The sequence below is a fragment of the Photobacterium atrarenae genome, from assembly GCF_024380015.1.
Classification (GTDB): Bacteria; Pseudomonadota; Gammaproteobacteria; order Enterobacterales; family Vibrionaceae; genus Photobacterium; species Photobacterium atrarenae.
In genome coordinates, this window is sequence record NZ_CP101508.1 from 1,665,929 (window position 1) to 1,685,710 (window position 19,782).

A 19,782-nucleotide genomic window follows, 5' to 3' on the forward strand; every position below is an offset into this window, starting at 1 on the left:
TACAAGCACCCTATTAAAGCTTTTAATTCATAGGGTTATATGTCTTTTGAGGTATGCGGTATTGGAGTTATGTTTAAAAGCTAAATATAAAGTTATAGTGCATTAGGTATTAGTTTATTGATGACACCAGTTCTTTTGTTTTGCGCATTTTTCACAGACTGATACTCAGATAAAATGCCATCGGAACAACGTATCTTGCTTGATGCAGCCTCTAATAGAAGCAATCAAACTGTTTGATATAAGGTTTATATTCCTTAAAATGACATCAAACAATAGTAAAACAACCCAAGTAGTACAAATGGCGATTACAATTCGAAACACGGACGAACATTACTACATGATCCAAGCGCTGAAAGATCTGACTAAAAGTAATGTCACGACAAAAGCACTGATTAAAGGCGCCTATCTTGCAGTTGAGCTCGGTCAGCAACTTGAAGCTGAAAAAGAACGTCGGATACAGGCAGAATCTGAGTTGGCAACGCTCAAAGCAACCGTCAATCAGTACCTCAATAGCCAACAGGCACTCAAGTCAGTGCTCGATTAAAACCCTGACAACAGCACCGTGGCGCGAGTCATTCCCCTTTTTTATCAACACCCGAGGTTCCCGCAAAAGCCCCCTCATCCGTGGCATATTGCCGTAATAGCATGTGGGCAAGCTGAACCTGATCGTTTGCAAATCAGGTTCAGTGGGTATTTACTGGCGTGACTTCGAGACGATCAACTCATCAAATCCTGTCTGTGGATCGAACTCACGCTGAAATGTCAGGTTAGCGTAGCTTGCTAAGCACACCTCTGCGGTATAAGACACACATCCTTCGACGAGATGCCCGCCATATACCCGGCCGGATTGATCCGCGACAGAGATATGCACATGCACATGTGCTGGCGTCAACGTTCCGCTCAGAGTCAGGATCTCCAGCGGCTCTTCGAGTTCCAATACTTTGCTTTCATCGGCAAGGCGAATCCGCACCTCACTCAGGCAACCGACGACGCTCAAGAGTGAGCCGGCTTGAATACGGTGTTTTGAAATATAGTTCAGGATAGATTGTTTCAGCGCCATCCCTTTGGTGAGGCGAAACGCATGCGGTATCAGCATCATCTTTCATTTCAATTGTTGGTTGAACGGAACAAAAAAGGCTTCATCACTGAAGCCTTTTCCAGAAAATAACGCAGAGGCTTGTTCTTACTAGGCTCTCCTGCCCCGTTTCTTGGTTGAAGAAGCATGTGGAAACACATTATGGATCCGCTGTTTTACCTTCGCTGGTATACTTTTCGAGAAAACCAGTTTGGTCGTAAACCGGTTTTTATAGACTTTAATTTTTCCCGAGAATGGTTCTTTGTGCGCAATATCCTTACAACCCCGTAAAAAGCCCGTCGGAATTTGACCTTTGGAACCAGTCAGCTCACCCTTTTCAAAGGTCAGCACCATCACCGGACGATCTTTAAATACCAGAAAAGCGACTGCAATGGCGAGAAGAATGACATATTCCATTTCCGTACTCCTTGGCGTATTCGTCGACCACTATAAGATAAGCGTAATCGAAAAAATCTGGACGAGCTGCTTTCATATTGTATAAACCACGATAAATTACTCAAATTCGAGTAATTCATGTAGATCATTGCGGATATCAAGCACCTTCTTACTCGCTTCTTCTGAGCGGCTGCTTTCACTGATGAGGTACTCGATCGTATCGGATAAAGTACAATCAAGCGAGCGAGATTTCTCAGCAAGTTTCTCCCAAACCCGGTAATCCAAATCGATCGACTTTTTCCGGGTATGGGTTTGTTCGGCATTAAAATGGCGTTTGCGCTTGGCTCGGATCGCTTGTTTCAGCTTTTTATCCAGATTGGGAGACATATGCTTGCCAATCCACTTGATCACCTTGGTCGGTTCATGTTCAATAGCAAGCAAGTCCTGCACAGCGGCTTCTGCCTCGCTGGTATCAATATAACAGGTGATCGCCTCGCCTTCTTTCCATTTCTTCACCAGGTACTTCCATTTCCACCCGGCTTCCAGGTTTTCAAGCTGCTGATATTTCATAGTCCAACGATTCTCAAACAAGGCTACACTTAAACTGTGACAGTGTAACTGTAGATGAATAAAACCTCAATTCCCTATCTTTAAATTTACTGATTGTTTTCAGCGTGTTCCGAGCGATACCCAATAAATGATGAAACCCATGATACATCCGTCATATGACAGCCAATTGAGAGCCGCGTTTGTTGCACCATGGACGAACGGCCGGCTACGGCTGAAAGCAGCTTCCCCGTAATTCATTCAACAACTGCCTATTATGCAGTCTTTGATTCCTTTATACTGCTGTCCTTTTCACAGTAACGATATAAAGCTATAGCCCATGCATGAACAAACCTGGCGTACGATGACTCCAGACTACTCAAAGTTCCAATCAATCCTTGAACAGTATGACGATCTCAGCCCAGCACCAACAGGGACTTTGCAAGATCGCCTCTCGGATGCAGTACGCCGGTTTACCGCGGTCGAGCTCCAACCTCGTGTGCTTCGAATCACGGCACCAGACAACAAGGTCTATCGCGATTATGTCATCGAGTTGCTGTCTCACTTCGACAACGCAGCTCTGGGGCCACAATCAGCTCTGGGGATCAGCCCGATTATTATCGGAGAGAATGTTACCGAACAAAGCTTGTTTGGCGCTGTCTATCCACCGATTGAAGAAACAAAACTGACCAAGTCTCAAATCAAACACGGTTTAGTTCACCAAGCCAACAATGGCTACCTGGTCCTCTCGGTTACTAGCATTCTTGCCAACCCCAAACTGTGGCCACGTCTGAAAAGTGTGCTGATGAACGGCACGCTGGAGTGGCAGCCAGCCAGCACCAAGACTTTATACCCACTCCCGCCGGCCGAGCAGCTGAATGTCAAGCTAGTGTTGATTGGCGATCGCTACCTGATGGCCGAGCTGGAAAATGCCGAGCCGGATATTGCTTCAGGCTTTACAATGTATGGGGAATTTGAGCAGGATGTCATACTTGATAACCAGTCCCTGCCGCTCTACCTCGCCTACCTCAAGGCACTGACCCAAAAAGCCCGGCTGCCTGAACTCGCCGACTTTCATGCCATTCAGGTCCTAATGAAGGCCGGTGCCCGTCTTGCTGAGGATCAGCGCAAGCTACCGCTTTGCCCAATCTGGCATCAGAGCTTACTGTGCGAAGCGGCGATTGAATCTCAGGGCGAAAAAATCACGGCTGAGCATCTCAAAGCCTCGTTCAAAGCCCGGGAATACCGGGAGTCATACCTGCCTGAACGTGCCATTGAAGATATTCATCACGGTCAGGTGGTGATTGATTGTCAGGGCGAGCAGGTTGGCCAGGTTAATGGCCTGACCGTCGTTGAGATGTCAGGCCACCCAACGGCTTATGGTGAGCCGGCGCGTATTTCCTGCGTGGTTCACTTCGGTGATGGTGATATCTCTGATGTCGAGCGTAAGGCCGACTTGGCCGGGAACATTCATGCCAAAGGTATGATGATTATGCAGGCCTTCATCAGTACTGCGCTGGATTTGGATCAACCGCTACCATTCGCCGCTTCAATCGTCTTCGAGCAGTCTTATTCCGAGGTTGATGGTGACAGCGCCTCACTGGCTGAACTATGCTCTTTAGTGTCGGCTCTGGCAGTGCAGCCAATCAATCAGCAAATCGCGGTGACCGGTGCTGTGGATCAGTTTGGCCGTGTCCAGGCCGTCGGCGGGATCAACGAGAAAATCGAAGGGTTCTACAAAGTATGTGCGTTCCGTGGCCTCACGGGGGACCAGGGTGTCATCTTACCGAAAACGAACCTGGGTAACCTGTGCCTGAACGATGAAGTGATTGATGCGATTCGCGCCGGCCAATTCCATCTGTGGGCAGTTGAAAGTGTTGATGACGCTCTGCCGCTGCTGACCGGAAAAGCCTTCCGGAGTGACAAAGAAGACACAGAGACGCTACTGAGCAAAATTGCCGAACGGATTGAACACATTCACCGTGGTGATCATGATCATCATAATCATTGGGTTACGCGTATTCGGAACTGGTTTGTCCAGAACTGATCCGAGTTGTTAGGCGTACATGTGTAAGCTAAATTGCCTCCATACATTTCAAGGAGCTAAATAAGTCTGATGAAACGCCAGCAATCTTATAATTACGAAGAACTCGTTGCATGTGGTAAGGGCGAACTACACGGTCCGGATTTCCCTTCCCTGCCATCTGACAACATGCTGATGATTGACCGAATCATTAAAATCACCGACGAAGGCGGTGACCACGGAAAAGGCTTCATCCATGCAGAGCTGGATATTAACCCTGATCTTTGGTTCTTTGACTGCCACTTCAAAGGTGACCCTGTCATGCCTGGCTGTCTGGGTCTGGATGCCATGTGGCAGCTGGTCGGCTTCTTCCTGGGCTGGAACGGCGGCGAAGGTAAAGGCCGTGCGCTGGGCGTGGGTGAAGTGAAGTTTACCGGTCAAATCCTGCCGGAAGCGAAGAAAGTGACCTATGAAATTCAGCTCAAGCGTGTGATTAACCGTAAGCTGATCATGGGTGTTGCTGATGGTCGCGTTCTGGTCGATGGCAAAGAAATCTATGTTGCCAAAGATCTGAAAGTCGGCTTGTTCAAGGATACCTCGACATTCTGATTGTGCTTGGCACAATATATCAAAGGTCGCTCAGGCGGCCTTTTTTGTCACACTATTTAGTGACACCGTAACGGAAGTGCTTCTTTACTCCGGCTCACTTACCCCTATCCTGTCGTGACACCGTCACAAATAACACTTTTCATACTGTCTCATGGCTAAAAATACATGACAGATCGCCAGAAAACAAAAAGCCCCTTCTCCTGAAAGGGGCTGTATAAGGGTGATATGAAGGGATTTATTTATACAGGCCAGATTGCAAGTCTTCCCTTGCTTCTCGCCAGCCACCTAGCCAATTCGTACGGGCATCCGCCATCTGGTACGGGCAGTCTTCACTGGAACGACCATTGATACCAGCTTTATAGCCACGAGCCTGAGCGCGTTCCAAACGATCCCGCTTTTGTCTCTTCATAGTACAATTCCTCATCCTTATCCGCGATTCTTGCATTTAAGTGTCATCTTGGTGGAGTTTTTGTGACTCCACACAATAAGAATTGGTCAAACGGCACTAATGATCAACCCCAGAGACAACTCAGGCTCACAAAGTGTGAGCCTGTATGAAAAATGAGCTTTTTTGACAAAAAACTATTTTCTGCGACGGAACCCAATCAGGCCCAGGAAGGTCAGTGTCAGCATGCCCAGAGAAGCACCGCTACGTTCAACAGACGCTTCTTTCGCTGGACGCGGTTCAATTTCACCGCCAACAATCGGAACCAGCTTGACTGCGACCACGCGCTCATCGCCGCTACACGCCGCCTCTTTGGTCTGATCCGAGTAACCACCGTCACACTTGAGTGCCGTGGCTGAAATCACCCCGGCATCGTTAATACCGGTCGCATGGGCAATTCGGTAAGCGTTGTTGGCGTCACTGAAGCTACCGCCATGGGTCAGATCATCCAGCATCCAAGCTGTGTTACCCTGTAATGGTGAGCCATCTACAGTACTTCCCGCAAGATACGTAAAGCCGCGCTGGCGACGCTCACGACCGTTCACCTGGTTCACACTCTCCGCATCAACCCAGCCAACCATCTGATCCCGGTTATTGATTGCAGCCGGGTAACCATTCACCCCACTGAAGAAAATATTCTCATCAATCGTCGAGTTCAGCTGGGTCAGTTTGCCACTGGTATTGTCATAGACAAACATGGTTTCCGCGAATGAGCGGTTTTCAGAGTTGACACTCTTGCTGAAACCAATCACCTTGTTGTTGGTATTGATATCGGTCGCCGCAGAGAACAGCAGCTTACGATCATTACTTTGCTCGATATCCAGGCCAGGGATAATTTTACGTTCCCACTGCCCTTCACCATTGGCCGGATCAAAGTCTGCTTTCGGGGTGTAAATCGCCGCACGAATGGCATAATAGTCCCCATCAACGGTATTGATCGAGCTACTATCAATCGAGTCGGTCGAGAACCCAGCGATAACCGGTTTACCATCCACCAGCGCTACAGCACGGGCTGACGCCTGGAAGGAACGCTCTTGCGAACCATCAGGATCCTGCGCCGGATAAGACTTATTGTTTCCATCGACACGTTCAGCCAGCGGTACCGCATTGCCAGACACAGCGCCGGCATTATCAACGGTCCAGAACACAGCATCATTGGCAAACACGGAGAATTGGCACTCCCAGGTATGATACAGTTTGTTCAGGTTGCCGGCATTGTCATCACAGCTGGCAAACTCACTGGTACTCAGAGACAAGCGATCATCCCCATTGCTGTCTGATGGCAGCTTGTCGCCATCATCCAGTTTACTAGTGCTGAATGCCGCGCTCCCGACCACCAGCAGCTGGCCGTTGTACTCCACTGCATCCCAACCCAGGGTCTGGCCCATCTGAGTCACCAGCGCTTCGCTGCTATCAACCGGGTTGAGTGCTTCGCTGGTGCCGACGGCATTGATGAATCCCCGCTTGTTGAACTGACGGGCGTAACGGTTGTTATCTGCGAAGAAGGCAGAACTGGTGATCCCGAGCTGATAATCACTGCCGGAAAATTCACCGATACGGTTCACCACCGCATTCTCTGTGCTATGACTAGCGACCATGGTCCCCAGCTCAGCCACCGCAGCTGCATCATACTTTGCAGGATCATCAGCAAAGGTATTTATTTGTGACAGCGTCCCGGCCGAGGTTTCCACCAACGGATACGCGTTGCTGTAGTAGTTCTCATTCCATGCGACCTGCTCGCGGTGCAAGCCACCGAAACCACTGCCGTCCTGGCCATTGTCCTGATTATAACCAACACCGTAGTAGCGATTATCAGCCCAACTTGTGCAGGTATTAAAGCCCAAATTGTTATTGCAATAAGAGCGCAGGAAAAACAGATCATTGATTTCCTGGTAATTATCACTCAGGAATGCTACTTCATGGCGGTAATCAATGCCGTCCGTTCCAAATCGGCTTTCGCCGAACACCGGATATGTGGCGGCATCACAAGCCGTTACAAAACAGTTCTCAGTCCCGGTACTTGGTGCAATGCCCTGGGCGTAGAACTCGACACGCGCCTGAAGATCTGATGTGTTTTTATCATAGTACTGAGCAGAGCCGACATTACTGCTGGCCCCATCAACTTCAACGACCTGATAGACCGCCGCTTGCGCCTGCGTTGCACTGGCGATCAACGCCGCCAGTGTCGATAGCTTTAACGTCTTATGTTGCATTAGGATTCCTTCTGCATTGCTTCCAGCTCTTCCCAGCGTTCAAATGCCTGCTCAAATTCAACTTCTGCCTCGGCAAGCCGGTTCAGTGTCGCTTGGGTATCATTTTTCACATCTTGGAAGAAAGCAGGATCATTAATCAATTCCTGCAGCTGGGCAATTTCGTTTTCCAACTCTTCAATTCGCTGCGGCAGATCTTCCAATTCCTTCTGAAGCTTGTATGACAGCTTCTTCCCGGAACGGGAACGGCTTGCCTGCCGCTGCTTGTTCTCTTCTTTTTTCTTGGTCGCTTCAATTTGCGCAGCCTGCTCTTTGGCGATCTGCGACAATGAATTGGCCCGTTGCTCCATGGCATCGTGATAGCCGCCGACATACTCGTCGATCACACCGTTTCCTTCGAACAACCAGCTGGTTGTTGCCGTGTTATCAACAAATTGACGGTCGTGACTGACCAAAAGCAACGTCCCCTGATAATTGGCAAGAATTTCTTCCAAAAGTTCCAAGGTTTCGATATCCAAATCATTGGTTGGTTCATCAAGCACCAACAGATTATTTGGTTTGAGGAACAATTTTGCCAGCAAGAGTCGGTTTTTCTCTCCGCCCGAGAGCGCTTTGACCGGGGTTCGGGCACGGCGCGGATGAAACAGGAAGTCCTGGAGATAACCCAGCGCATGGCGGGTCCGGCCATTTACCGTCACCTCTTGCTTGCCATCAGCCAGGTTGTCCATCACGGTTTTTTCGGGATCCAGCACTTCACGGTACTGATCGAAGTACGCCACTTCCAGCTTGGTGCCACAATGCAAGTGACCCTGTAATGCTTTCAGCTCACCCAGCAGGAGTTTAAGCAAGGTACTCTTACCGCAGCCGTTCGGACCAATCAGCGCGATGCGGTCACCACGCATGATATTAAAGCTAAAGTCTTTCACGATCGGCTTGTCGCCGTAACTGTAAGACAGGTTTTCCGCTTCAAAAACAATTTTACCGGAGCGCTTGGCTTCCTGTAGCTGCATATCCGCCTTGCCGACCACTTCCCGTCGCTCACTGCGCTCTCGGCGAAGCTGCTTCAGGGCTCTGACCCGTCCTTCGTTACGCGTTCGACGTGCTTTGATGCCTTGGCGGATCCATACTTCTTCCTGGGCAAGCTTCTTATCGAACTCTGCATTCTGCTCGGCTTCAACGCGCAACAGCTCTTCTTTATCTTCAAGATACTTGGCGTAGTCACCCGGGAAAGAAACCAGCTGACCGCGGTCCAGATCCACAATACGGGTCGCCATCGACTGAATAAACGCCCGGTCGTGAGAAATAAAGACAATTGAGCCTCGGAATTCTTTCAGGAAACCTTCCAGCCACTCAATGGTTGACACATCCAGGTGGTTGGTCGGCTCATCAAGCAGCAGAATATCCGGATCGCACACCAGCGCCCTCGCCAATGCGGCCTTGCGCTGCCAGCCCCCGGACAGATCTTTCAGCTGAGTCGTCGGGTCCAGTTGCAGGTGTTCCAGTACCGCAGTGATTTTGTTGTCAAACTGCCAGGCATCAGCGTGATCAATTTGCTCCTGAACTTTTGCCATCTTGGCAAAGTTCGACTCACTCGGATCATGCGTCACCAGCTCCAGAAGGCGGTGATACTCACGCAGCACCTGACCTATTTCGGCCAGCCCTTCGGCGACAAAGTCAAACACGCTGCCTTGTGCATCACGCGGCGGATCCTGCTCCAGACGTGAGACACGCAGTTCAGACTGGCGCTGAATCGTGCCATCATCCAGGAGGACATCCCCGGCAATGATCTTCATCAGGGTCGACTTGCCTGCGCCATTCCGGCCGACCAGACAGACACGCTCATTGGGTTGGAGAAGAAACTCGGCGCGATCCAGCAGCGCATGATCACCATACGCCAGCTGTGCGTTACTGATTTTAATTAATGCCATTACTATCTAACCATGCTGCAAGCTCGGCGGCATCAAACGGCCAGCCAAGTTCAGAAATTGAATCGTCTAGATGCTGAACAGAGAGCACCGGGATAGTGACGCCGTAACGAGAAAAAAGCGCATCATCGAAAGCGATATCTACCACTTTCACCCGCGCTGCCATTCCGGCATCAAGGAGCAGACCATAGGCCTGCTCACAGAGATGACATCCTTCGGTGCTGTATAACGTGATAAGCACTTAGTCTTCCTTGTGTGTAATGATCCAGCAGTTGTGAATTTGTTTATTGCGGGCAAAGTCCAGCGGCAACGTTTTATCCGAAATGTTTTTCGCACTTAAACCAAGCTCTGCCAGTTTATCGAAGTCCATCTTGAAATGGCGCTTGTTGTTAGAGAATACAATCTGGCCACCCGGACGCAGCATACGCTTCAGATTTTCCATCAGCATGATGTGATCGCGCTGGATGTCAAAACTCTGCGTCATCCGCTTTGAGTTGGAGAATGTCGGTGGATCGATGAAGATCAGATCAAAGTCCTCATCCACTTCCTGCAACCACTGCAGACAATCTGCCTGAATAAACTGATGCTGACGGCCAACCTGACCATTCAGCGCCATGTTATCCTGTGCCCAACGCAAGTAAGTATTGGACATATCAACAGTCGTCGTCGACTTCGCACCACCGCAAGCCGCATGGACCGACGCAGAGCCGGTATACGCGAACAGGTTGAGGAAATCTTTGCCCTGCGCCATTTCGCCCAGTTTGCGACGGGTGATCCGGTGATCCAGGAACAAGCCCGTATCCAGATAATCGTACAGGTTCACTTTCAGCTGCACACCGTACTCGTTCACATTCATGTGGCGATCGGCGCTGGACAACTTCTGGTACTGGCTCTTGCCCTTCTGGCGCTCCCGAACTTTGAGGATCACTTTGTCGCTTTCAACACCAGTAACCTGAATCGTCGCGCGAAGGATATCCATCAGCCGACGGCGTGCTGTCTCTTCAGGCACCGACTTCGGCGCGGCGTATTCCTGGATCACCAGGAAATCCTGATACCGGTCAATGGCCGCATTATAGTTCGGCAGATCAGCATCATACAGGCGGTAGCATTCAATGCCTTCCTTCTTCGCCCATTTGCCTAGCTTGGCAATATTCTTCTTCAGACGATTGGCAAAATCCGGCGCAACTTCGGTTTCTTCCAGTTTTCCTTCAGCTTCTCCTTCGACCTGCTGAACACCACCGCCGGTGATCAGATAGGTTTTCAGCACACAATCCAGAGCACCATTGCGTAATTTAAATTGCTTGTCGGCCCGCATGCGCAAACAGCTCAGCAGTTCGCTCGAAGCCGAGTAAATCGCGGCCGTTGAACCTGCGAACGCAAGTTTCAAACGTTTCCCCAGTTCGGTATACAGGGTGATCAGCTCCGGCGTAGTCCCCAGACGCTCACCGTACGGCGGGTTACACAGGATCACACCATTTTCAAAGCCGGCCGGACACATGAGCTGCTTGGCATCACCATAATCAAAGTCAATCAACTCACCGACACCAGCTCGCGCGGCGTTATCGCGAGCAATGCCCAGCACACGGCGATCCTGCTCACGACCGAAGAACTTGGTTTCAACCAGGGCTGGACCACGACGGGCTTTGACCTTCGCTTCGGCATGAATTTCCAGCCAGGCTTCGCGATCAAAATCTTTAATCGACTCAAAGCCCCAGCGCTTGCGCTTGATCCCCGGTGCAATGTCCGCAGCCATCAGGGCGGCTTCAATCAGCAAGGTACCCGAGCCACACATTGGGTCGAGCAAAGGCTTCTCTGGCGTCCAGCCGCTCTTCATCACCAGCGCCGCTGCGTGGGTTTCACGCAAGGGTGCCTTACCGGCATCGGTACGATAGCCACGCTGATGCAGGCCACTGCCAGCCATATCCAGACCCAGAACGCCTTTTTCACCCGACAAGCGCATGTGAATACGCAAATCCGGGCGCTGGCGGTCAATGCTCGGGCGCGCCAGGTCAGCCTTGGTAAAGCGATCGACAATCGCATCCTTGACTTTTAAAGCGCCGTACTGACTGTTACGGATCTCCCGGTTAGTCCCGTTGAAATCGACAACAATACGAGTATCGCTACTGAAATAATTTGGCCAATTAATGGCCGTTGCACCGAGGTATAGATCCATATCGTCACGGACATCAAATTCACCCAGTACCTGGATGATACGTGAGGCAATTCGCGTCCAAAGACAACAGCGGTAAGCCTCGGCCTGATCAGCCTTGAAGCGGACGCCGGCATGAACAACCTGGATTTTTTGCGCGCCAAGTTGTTCCAATTCTTCAGCAAGGAGGTTCTCAAGACCTCGGGAAGTGATAGCTAGATATTGATTCATGGGGTTCTTTTCACATATATGTTGCCGGGAATTATAACCGAAATCAGTCCAAATACCTCGCGCTAAACCTTCCCAAACACGCCGTTTACTTAAAAAAACGCCAACACCATGCGCCATCAACTTATGGCTCTCGTCATCTGGAAGGAAACAAACAGGCCTCATTCATTGCGTTTCCATAGAAACACAATCCCAACAGAACCACCTTTGCATTGTTGATGTGAGTGCACGCTTTCCATTCAAATACATGTTCACACCCATCAACAATAAGGCCGCATCATTGTTCCCAGTTGGAAACGTTAAAGATAAACCTATGATTTTAGATGTGTTTAATTCAATTCGAGCAAAGCCAGCCTTGGCGCTCAGCCTACAAGAAACAGATAGGAAGTACAGACCTGCAGGCCTGCAGACCTACAAGCATTAGCTGAATCTTCTGCCATTCCACCCACTCTTTCCTGATAAGAAATTATTGCCTGTTGGGAAAATATACTCGGTGTTATTGAGTTTCACGAATGGGGAAAATGAGGAAGATCTTCATCAAACACTTTAAATTACGGCTTGAAATATTGGTGTTTTCTTGTGCAAGAATGACAAAAAGAGGCAAAAAAAAAGTGCTAATTTTTTAAAAAATTCGAATTAAAGTCACTTAATTTGTTCAAAAATAAACCTTATTTTCATCACAAATAAATGACCATACAAAAGGAATGGATGTTTCTTGAGCAAGTCATTTCTAACATACCTGACGTCATATCTCCTATCTTGGGAAGAGGATGAGCTTTTGAACGAGCACAGTAAGCGAACAGAGCGCATAGAAGTGTAAAGCCTGCTGGGCTTTCCCTTCGGTGTAAATCGTCAGAGGATGGTTTTGAGCCGGGAAATACGTTGCTGCCAATGACGGCCGCCCATGGCAATGAAACAGGTGTGAACTTTAACCATCGAGCGTTGTTTCTGAGCAGTGCTGATACGCAAGGAGAAGGAAAAAAGAAGGTAAAACGTTTGATACAGAGGTGTGTAGTGAATCGTAGTGATATCCGGGAAAATTGCTGGGTATTTGCAAACAGTGATGCCAGCCAAGTGTTGAACTGCTTCCTGCAGGAGATGTTTACCGGGTCAGTCTCATCCCCTGCTGCTAGCCAACCAGCGCTAAGTTCACACTGCTTTCAACCACATAGGCTTGCATCCGGTCATTCATGACCTTGATGGTGTCGCAAAAGGCCATTGATTTGGTGCTAGTCAGTGCCAATGATGACGTTTCGGCCAGCATACAGAGGCTGGCACAGCCACTGTTTTCAATGACCAGGAACTTCGCCATGCCGGCATCTGTTTCTAGCGTGACAATATCTGCCTCTTGCGGCTCGCATCCCTCCCCCTGGGTGTGGAAGAACCAGCTTTTCGGCATCATCGGCTTATGGAAACGGCTCGCTGCCACAGCATTGAGCGCCAGCTCCGCTTTACGAGGCTCAGAAAGGTCCAGGCCGGCAATGCTTTCCACGAAAGTCTGAAATACGCTTGCATCATCCACAGTGAAATCTGTCCGATCGTATGCAGATGTGATCAGGTGTTTGGGAGGAATAGAGACCCGGAAAATCATGTCATCGCCCAAATCTAACATCAGGGAGTCATGTTTTGAGTCATAATACCATGTCCATGAGTTGTTAGGCTTCAGCATGCAACTACTCCAAAATCAGTTCTTTATACTGCTTATCCAACGACATAGAAAAAACTTTAGGAGAATTTTACTGTTCCAATGTCAAAATAAAAGGGGAAATAAAGTGCTGATCTTATTGTGATTCTCGTGAAAGTTTGACAAAAATCGGATAAATTCCGATCTCGGGATAGTTACAGGCAAAAATAAAGCCCCTGCAATGATCATCACTGAGGGGCTGCTTGGATCCTGATGCTACTTCATGTTATATATTCGTCACAATATCTTTCACCAGCTTCGGCCCATGATAGATAAAGCCGGAATAGACCTGCACCAGCTGGGCACCGGCCATCATTTTCTCTCTTGCGGATACCGCTGAGTCGATGCCTCCTACCCCAATAATCGGCAAGGTACCATCCAGTTCTTCAGCCAGGCGACGGATCACTTCGGTACTACGGTTCTGCAGCGGCCGGCCACTCAGGCCTCCAGCCTCATCACAGTGCGGCATGTCTTTGATCAGAGCACGATCCAAGGTAGTGTTGGTCGCGATAACCCCATCAATATCATTCTTGATCAACGACTGGGCAATTTGGGTGATCTCACGATCCTCAAGATCCGGCGCGATCTTCAGTGCCAGCGGAACGTACTTACCGTGTTTTTCGGTCAACGCCTTTTGCTTCTGCTTCAGCTGAGACAAGAGATCGTCCAGTGCTTCACCATATTGTAAAGCTCGCAATCCCGGCGTGTTCGGCGAAGAGATATTTACCGTGATATAACCGGCATACGGGTAGACTTTCTCCATGCAGATTAGATAGTCTTCCGCGCCCTTCTCTACCGGCGTATCTTTGTTTTTGCCGATATTGATCCCGATGATGCCGTCGTACTTGGCTTTCTTCACATTCTCGACCAGGTTATCCACCCCGAGGTTGTTAAAGCCGAAACGGTTAATGATCCCTTCAGCCGGGATTACCCGGAACAGGCGTGGTTTCTCATTGCCAGGCTGTGGACGCGGTGTCACTGTGCCCACTTCGACAAAGCCAAAGCCCATGGCGCCGAAGGCATCAATACATTCACCATTTTTATCCAAACCAGCCGCAAGGCCAACCGGGTTTTTAAATTTGATTCCCATAACTTCAACGGGACGATCGGGAACGTGTTGACGGTAGAAGAGATCGAGAGGAGTGCCAGTAAAGCGAGAAAGATTCTTGATTGCCAGATCATGTGCTTTTTCAGCATCAAGTTGAAAAATAGCGGATCGAGCGAGGCGGTAAAACATTGTACCTCCTTATAAAGGCCCCGTATAAACGGGAGAACATTATTCACAGAAATATCGCTAAATTCAACGACTATTTTCGATTTTTTTCATTAAAAACAGCCCTTTTCCAGTACTACCTGTGAAAATTGCACAAAAACAGCAATTTTCGGGCAAACGTTTACGCCGTGGTGAAATAATTATTAAAAAACCGCTATGCAGAAGCATAGCGGTTTTTACTAAGGTTCAACTTATCGCTGCATCTTGTACTTACATTGCCGGGCGACAATTCAGGTTCAGCAACATCAACTCACGCAGGGCTACCGAGAACTTGGCGAACTCATGGGTTGTCCCCACTTTGAACTCTGCCAGAACCGTATTCCAGCGCTGGATCGCCACCTGATGTTCCGCTTTCCAGTCTTCGATCAGCGTTTCGGCCTGCTTCCCTTCCGGACAAGCGGTGATCACCGCCGAGGTCAGCTGGCGTTGCTGCCAGTCCAGATCTTCACGGAATGATGCACGGGCCAGTGCCTGCCAATGGTTCTCAACCGGCTGATTATGAACCTGCTGCAGGAACCAGTGCAGTGACAAGTCGGCACCCACCACAAAGTAAACGCGGGAGATAAAGTCGATATCTTTCTCCAACTCTTTGGCGATCTGAGCGATATCCAGGGCTGAGTATAGGCTGCTCAAGCGAGCAATCCCGTGCGCCAGTGCTTCAGGAACCCCTTGCTCAATCATGACGTTTGCCTGATCGTCATGCTCTTTCACTTCTTCAGTGACAAGGTAACCTTCCAGATTTTCCTGCAGTTTCTGAACAACGGGCTGATAGAATGCAATCTGCTGCTCGATGCCCAGCTGACGATCACGGTTGCGAAGCATCCAGCGGGTCACACGGCGCAGCATGCGGCGGCAACGATACAGCATATCGTACTGTACCTGAGCCGAGACAACGTTATCCAATTCACGGATCTGGTCGAAGAAGCGGTCAAAGCCATAAATTTCGCGACCCACTGCGTACGCTGAAGCAATCTCAGCAACGGAAGCCCCTGTCTCTTCCTGCAGGCGAGTGACAAAGTTACATCCCATCTCATTGGACATTTGATTCGCCAGCGAGGTTGCAATCAGTTCCTGACGCAGCGGATGGAGGTCCATCTTATCGCGGTACTTTTCTTGCAGCTCTTTCGGGAAGTACGCAGGTAGCAGGCGCGCATGGTAAGGATCATTGGCGATCTCGTCAGTCACCATGTCTTCCTTCAGAACCATCTTGCCGTAAGCGACCAGTACCGCCAGCTCAGGACGGGTCAGACCCATGCCCGATTTTTCGCGCTCTGCCAGGGTATCATCATCCGGCAGGTACTCCAGGTTCCGATCCAGTTTACCTTCTTTTTCCAGGTGGTGGATAAAGCGGATCTGTTCTTTCAGCAACTGGACTTGTTGCTGTTGAGTCACAGAAATCGACTCGCTCTGGCAATACGCATCATCCAGAACAATCTCACCGACTTCATCTTCCATCCGCTCAAGCAGCTCGTTACGCTGTTTGTAGGTCAGGTCGCCACCAGCGACTAGGCTGTTCAGCAGGATTTTGATGTTCACTTCGTTATCTGAACAGTCAACCCCACCGACGTTATCAATGAAGTCGGTATTGACCAGGCCGCCTTTCTTGGCAAACTCAACACGGCCCAGTTGGGTCAGGCCCAGGTTACCCCCTTCACCGACAACCTTGGCACGCAGCTCACTCCCGTTGACGCGAAGGACGTCATTGGCACGATCACCTACATCAGCATTGGTCTCACTAGCCGCCTTGACATAAGTGCCAATCCCGCCGTTCCACAACAGATCCACTTCCATTTTCAGGATCATCTGGATCAACTCGTTCGGCGTCATGCTCTGCTTGCGGGTTCCCAACAGTTTCTGGATTTGAGGCGTCAGCTTAATTGACTTGCTGCGGCGGGAGAAAATACCGCCCCCTTCAGAGATCAGGCTCTTGTCATAATCTTCCCAGCTTGAACGCGGCAGATTAAACAAACGATTACGCTCTTCCCAGCTGCTCGCTGAATCCGGATTCGGATCCAGGAAGATATGCATGTGGTTAAAGGCTGCCACCAGGCGAATATGTTTCGACAGCAGCATCCCGTTACCAAACACGTCACCCGCCATATCACCGATCCCGGCACAGGTGAAATCGGTAGTCTGGCAATTGATGCCCAGCTCACGGAAGTGACGCTTCACAGATTCCCAGCCACCGCGGGCCGTGATCCCCATCTTCTTGTGGTCATAGCCGTTTGAGCCGCCCGATGCAAATGCATCTCCCAGCCAGAAGTTGTAATCGTCCGAAACTGAGTTAGCCAGATCCGAGAAGGTCGCTGTGCCTTTATCAGCCGCAACAACCAGATACGGGTCATCCTCATCATGACGAACCACATTGGCTGGTGGCACGAGTACACCATCCACAATGTTGTCAGTCACATCCAGCAAGGCGCGGATGAAACGCTTGTAACAGCGTTGGCCTTCCGCCCAGATCTCTTCACGTGTTGTCAATTGCGGCTGACGTTTACACACGAAGCCCCCCTTTGCACCGACCGGTACGATGACAGTGTTCTTCACCTGCTGTGCTTTCACCAAGCCAAGGATCTCTGTCCGGAAGTCTTCCTGACGATCAGACCAACGCAGCCCACCCCGGGCAACTTTGCCGCCGCGCAGGTGCACCCCTTCAATATCCGGGGCATAAACGAAGATCTCGAAGAACGGAACCGGCGCCGGGATCTCTGAGATCTCAGACGGGCGCAGCTTCAGCGACAACCATGGCTTCGGCTTACCTTCAGCATCTGTTTGATAGTAGTTAGTGCGCTGGGTCGCCAGGATCATTTCCATATAGCGACGGATGATCCGATCGTCATCCAGGCTCTCAACCTTATCCAGCTTCTTATTCATTTTGGCGATCAGATCTTGCTCGGCTTTTTCCGTCCGCTTCTTCTTCGGATTAAACCGAAGCGCAAACAGGGCCACCAGATCGCGGGCCAAATCGCTATGATTCGACAGTGTCTCTTCTATATAGTGCTGGCTGAACGGGAAACCGACCTGACGCATGTAACGAGCATAGCTTCGCACAATGGTCACTTCGCGGCCGGTCAGTCCGGCACACAGAACCAAGCGGTTAAAGCCATCACTTTCAAGATTGTTATGCCAGATGGCCGAGAAAGCTTCCTGGAAACGGTCGCGAGATTCGGTCAGATCGATCTCATCACATGCATTGAGCAGCATGGCGAAGTCAAGGATCCAGTACACAGTCCCGTTGGCGGTCACGATTTCGTATGGTGATTCACCAATGACACGCAGACCCAGGTTTTCCAGCATTGGCATCACATCAGACAGATGGATTGGCTCATCACGATGGAAAAGCTTCAGCTTGACGAAGTTGGAGTTGACACCTTTCTCTTGAGGGCGGTAGAACAGCATCCCCAGCTTGTTGTCTTCACTCAGGCTTTCCAGTTGCTCAATATCGGCAACCGCAGAGCCCGGCAGCATTTGTTCTTTGTACGAACGCGGGAATGCACGCGCATAGTTCTTCGCCAGTGGCGTTCCTTTGTTTTCGCCAAAGTTGGCGACCAGAGAGGCGCTCAGGCGGTCTTCCCAGGCCGCGGCAGCTTCAACCAGGTTATGCTCGATGGCTTTGACATCAACATCAAAGTTATTGTTTTCTACGCGCACGATGTAATGGGTTCTCGCTAACGGACTTTCAGAGAAGAAAGTCGTAAATTCAACATCTTGATCCGATCCGAAATAGTCTTTCAGGATCTGTTGGGTTTTCCGGCGCAACTCCGTGTTGTAACGCTCTTTGGTGACATACACCATGCACGAGAAGAAGCGGCCGAACGGGTCACGGCGGACAAACAGACGCAACAGGTCACGGTCTTGCATGCGAACCACGCCGCAGCCGACATCTAACATCTCTTTTTCGTTGGCCTGGATCAGTTCATCACGCGGATAAGTCTCCAGCAGGTTGTTCAGCGCCTTCCAGGAGTGCGAACCTTCTGAATAGCCGCTAGCCTGGAGGATCCGCGAGACCTTGTTGCTGATCAGCGGAATATTCATCGCAGTTTGATGGTATGCCGTCGAAGCATAAAGGCCGGTAAAACGGTGTTCACCCACCACGTTGCCATTCTTGTCAAAGCGGCGAATACCGATGTAATCGGTATAAGCCGGACGATGGACTTTCGACTTGGTGTTACTTTTGGTCAGGATCAGCAGATCTTTCTTGCGTGCTTCCAAGCGGGCTGATTCTGGTAAATCTGACAGTTTCAATGAGCGTACTTTACCCTGCTTACTCAGCAAGCCTAAAGCTGAACCCTCACATGGTGTCAGTTCATAATCACCTTCAATCGGTAACAGGTCATACTGGTGATAGCCCATGAACGTAAAGTTATGACGAGTGACCCAATCCAGGAATGCAATGGCTTCATCACGCTGGGCTTCATCAACAGGTAAGTCAGCTGCTTTCAGCTCTTTGACAATCTCCTGCATTTTGCCCTGCATGGCATGCCAGTCGTTCACCACCAGATCGACGTCTTGCAGCACTTGTTCTAGTTCTTCTTTCAGTGCTTTCATTTCCGCCTTATCGTTCAGACGGTCCACTTCAATGTGGAACAAGGTCTGCAGATCACCGTTCTGACCACAGGCTTCGGTAATTGCGCCCAGCTCATTACGCTTGAAATAATAAGGGCCATTCAACATCAGGTGGCTGGTGATCCCGAGGCGGGTCAGGGTCATACGAACAGAGTCCACCAGGAATGGACGGTCTGGAGTCACAATCTCAACCACAGTGTGGGTCGATTGCCAGCCGTAACGGCTGAGTGTCGGGTTGTAGACCCGAACAGAGATTTGATCCGGTTTGTTTTGCACAAGGTGATGCCAAAGGCTCAGCACTGCACCATATAAGTCAGATTCATTCCGTTGCAGCAGATCGTCGTCTGCCAATTGACCTAATAATTTTTGAGCAAAAACTTCTACTAATGACTGCTGCGGGGTCTCAATCTTGTCCTGGATTAAGCCATACACTTTTTCAAGCAGTACCGGCACTATAGGGTCAGGTGCGGTCATAGCAAATGCTCCATCGTCATATTCTATTATCGATCTAGTATAGGGTTTTTATATCAATCCCATGGGCCATTCGAGGTCTAGTGGCTCACGGTATCGGTATTCGTTCTGTGAGGGCTATTGTAGGGTGTTTTGTTGCGAAAGGGTTACGATAATAACTCTGGAACAGAAAGAAAAAATCG

14 protein-coding genes are annotated in these 19,782 nt (G+C 49.9%); 3 read left to right on the top strand and 11 right to left on the bottom strand.

Annotation, left to right across the window (positions count from 1 at the left end; translation table 11 throughout):
• Window positions 1-298 precede the first annotated feature (298 nt).
• On the top strand, window positions 299-544 hold the full coding sequence (locus NNL38_RS07930; protein ID WP_255390470.1) for a hypothetical protein: 246 nt from the start codon (window positions 299-301) through the stop codon (window positions 542-544).
• A gap of 150 nt (window positions 545-694) precedes the next feature.
• Here NNL38_RS07930 and NNL38_RS07935 read toward each other — a convergent pair whose 3' ends face one another.
• From NNL38_RS07935 to matP, 3 genes are all read right to left on the bottom strand, one after another.
• Entirely contained in the window at window positions 695-1,096 is a 402-nt protein-coding gene (locus tag NNL38_RS07935) for a PPC domain-containing DNA-binding protein (RefSeq protein ID WP_255390596.1), read from the bottom strand.
• A gap of 90 nt (window positions 1,097-1,186) precedes the next feature.
• Window positions 1,187-1,492, bottom strand: a complete 306-nt coding sequence (locus NNL38_RS07940) for a DUF3634 family protein (RefSeq protein WP_255390471.1) — start codon at window positions 1,490-1,492, stop codon at window positions 1,187-1,189.
• A 96-nt stretch (window positions 1,493-1,588) separates the two neighbouring features.
• Complete coding sequence (gene matP / locus NNL38_RS07945; protein WP_255390472.1) at window positions 1,589-2,041, bottom strand: macrodomain Ter protein MatP; 453 nt, start codon at window positions 2,039-2,041, stop codon at window positions 1,589-1,591.
• 316 nt (window positions 2,042-2,357) lie between these two features.
• On the opposite strand from matP, the gene NNL38_RS07950 reads away from it, so the two are divergent.
• Together NNL38_RS07950 and fabA are read left to right on the top strand one after the other, a co-directional pair.
• The gene (locus NNL38_RS07950; protein WP_255390473.1) at window positions 2,358-4,064 is read left to right on the top strand and encodes an AAA family ATPase; all 1,707 of its coding nucleotides are present in this window, start codon (window positions 2,358-2,360) and stop codon (window positions 4,062-4,064) included.
• A gap of 69 nt (window positions 4,065-4,133) precedes the next feature.
• A complete protein-coding gene (gene fabA, locus NNL38_RS07955) occupies window positions 4,134-4,649 on the top strand; it encodes a bifunctional 3-hydroxydecanoyl-ACP dehydratase/trans-2-decenoyl-ACP isomerase (RefSeq protein WP_255390474.1) in 516 nt (171 codons plus the stop codon).
• A 235-nt stretch (window positions 4,650-4,884) separates the two neighbouring features.
• Here the strand turns inward: fabA and rmf are convergent, their stop codons facing one another.
• The 8 genes from rmf to NNL38_RS07995 form a co-directional block, all read right to left on the bottom strand.
• Entirely contained in the window at window positions 4,885-5,058 is a 174-nt protein-coding gene (gene rmf, locus NNL38_RS07960; RefSeq protein WP_255390475.1) for a ribosome modulation factor, read from the bottom strand.
• A gap of 173 nt (window positions 5,059-5,231) precedes the next feature.
• The gene (locus NNL38_RS07965) at window positions 5,232-7,307 is read right to left on the bottom strand and encodes a DUF3466 family protein (protein ID WP_255390477.1); all 2,076 of its coding nucleotides are present in this window, start codon (window positions 7,305-7,307) and stop codon (window positions 5,232-5,234) included.
• A complete protein-coding gene (uup, locus tag NNL38_RS07970) occupies window positions 7,307-9,232 on the bottom strand; it encodes an ATP-binding cassette ATPase Uup (RefSeq protein ID WP_255390478.1) in 1,926 nt (641 codons plus the stop codon). The genes NNL38_RS07965 and uup overlap by 1 nt, the downstream gene beginning before the upstream one ends.
• A complete protein-coding gene (locus tag NNL38_RS07975; RefSeq protein ID WP_255390479.1) occupies window positions 9,219-9,470 on the bottom strand; it encodes a glutaredoxin family protein in 252 nt (83 codons plus the stop codon). The genes uup and NNL38_RS07975 overlap by 14 nt, the downstream gene beginning before the upstream one ends.
• The gene (gene rlmKL / locus NNL38_RS07980; protein ID WP_255390480.1) at window positions 9,471-11,609 is read right to left on the bottom strand and encodes a bifunctional 23S rRNA (guanine(2069)-N(7))-methyltransferase RlmK/23S rRNA (guanine(2445)-N(2))-methyltransferase RlmL; all 2,139 of its coding nucleotides are present in this window, start codon (window positions 11,607-11,609) and stop codon (window positions 9,471-9,473) included.
• A 1,126-nt stretch (window positions 11,610-12,735) separates the two neighbouring features.
• A complete protein-coding gene (locus tag NNL38_RS07985; RefSeq protein WP_255390481.1) occupies window positions 12,736-13,275 on the bottom strand; it encodes a cell division protein ZapC in 540 nt (179 codons plus the stop codon).
• Between the two features lie 241 nt (window positions 13,276-13,516).
• The gene (pyrD, locus tag NNL38_RS07990) at window positions 13,517-14,527 is read right to left on the bottom strand and encodes a quinone-dependent dihydroorotate dehydrogenase (RefSeq protein ID WP_255390482.1); all 1,011 of its coding nucleotides are present in this window, start codon (window positions 14,525-14,527) and stop codon (window positions 13,517-13,519) included.
• A 246-nt stretch (window positions 14,528-14,773) separates the two neighbouring features.
• Window positions 14,774-19,603: an NAD-glutamate dehydrogenase gene (locus tag NNL38_RS07995; RefSeq protein ID WP_255390483.1), complete on the bottom strand. Its 4,830-nt coding sequence runs from the start codon at window positions 19,601-19,603 to the stop codon at window positions 14,774-14,776.
• Between the last annotated feature and the right edge of the window lie 179 nt (window positions 19,604-19,782).

What these genes read in the sequence shown, in the direction of transcription:
- NNL38_RS07930 (WP_255390470.1), top strand. Translation starts at nt 299, where the DNA reads ATGGCGATTACAATTCGAAACACGGACGAACATTACTACATGATCCAA.
- NNL38_RS07935 (WP_255390596.1), bottom strand. Translation starts at nt 1,096, where the DNA reads ATGCTGATACCGCATGCGTTTCGCCTCACCAAAGGGATGGCGCTGAAA.
- NNL38_RS07940 (WP_255390471.1), bottom strand. Translation starts at nt 1,492, where the DNA reads ATGGAATATGTCATTCTTCTCGCCATTGCAGTCGCTTTTCTGGTATTT.
- matP (WP_255390472.1), bottom strand. Translation starts at nt 2,041, where the DNA reads ATGAAATATCAGCAGCTTGAAAACCTGGAAGCCGGGTGGAAATGGAAG.
- NNL38_RS07950 (WP_255390473.1), top strand. Translation starts at nt 2,358, where the DNA reads ATGCATGAACAAACCTGGCGTACGATGACTCCAGACTACTCAAAGTTC.
- fabA (WP_255390474.1), top strand. Translation starts at nt 4,134, where the DNA reads ATGAAACGCCAGCAATCTTATAATTACGAAGAACTCGTTGCATGTGGT.
- rmf (WP_255390475.1), bottom strand. Translation starts at nt 5,058, where the DNA reads ATGAAGAGACAAAAGCGGGATCGTTTGGAACGCGCTCAGGCTCGTGGC.
- NNL38_RS07965 (WP_255390477.1), bottom strand. Translation starts at nt 7,307, where the DNA reads ATGCAACATAAGACGTTAAAGCTATCGACACTGGCGGCGTTGATCGCC.
- uup (WP_255390478.1), bottom strand. Translation starts at nt 9,232, where the DNA reads ATGGCATTAATTAAAATCAGTAACGCACAGCTGGCGTATGGTGATCAT.
- rlmKL (WP_255390480.1), bottom strand. Translation starts at nt 11,609, where the DNA reads ATGAATCAATATCTAGCTATCACTTCCCGAGGTCTTGAGAACCTCCTT.
- NNL38_RS07985 (WP_255390481.1), bottom strand. Translation starts at nt 13,275, where the DNA reads ATGCTGAAGCCTAACAACTCATGGACATGGTATTATGACTCAAAACAT.
- pyrD (WP_255390482.1), bottom strand. Translation starts at nt 14,527, where the DNA reads ATGTTTTACCGCCTCGCTCGATCCGCTATTTTTCAACTTGATGCTGAA.
- NNL38_RS07995 (WP_255390483.1), bottom strand. Translation starts at nt 19,603, where the DNA reads ATGACCGCACCTGACCCTATAGTGCCGGTACTGCTTGAAAAAGTGTAT.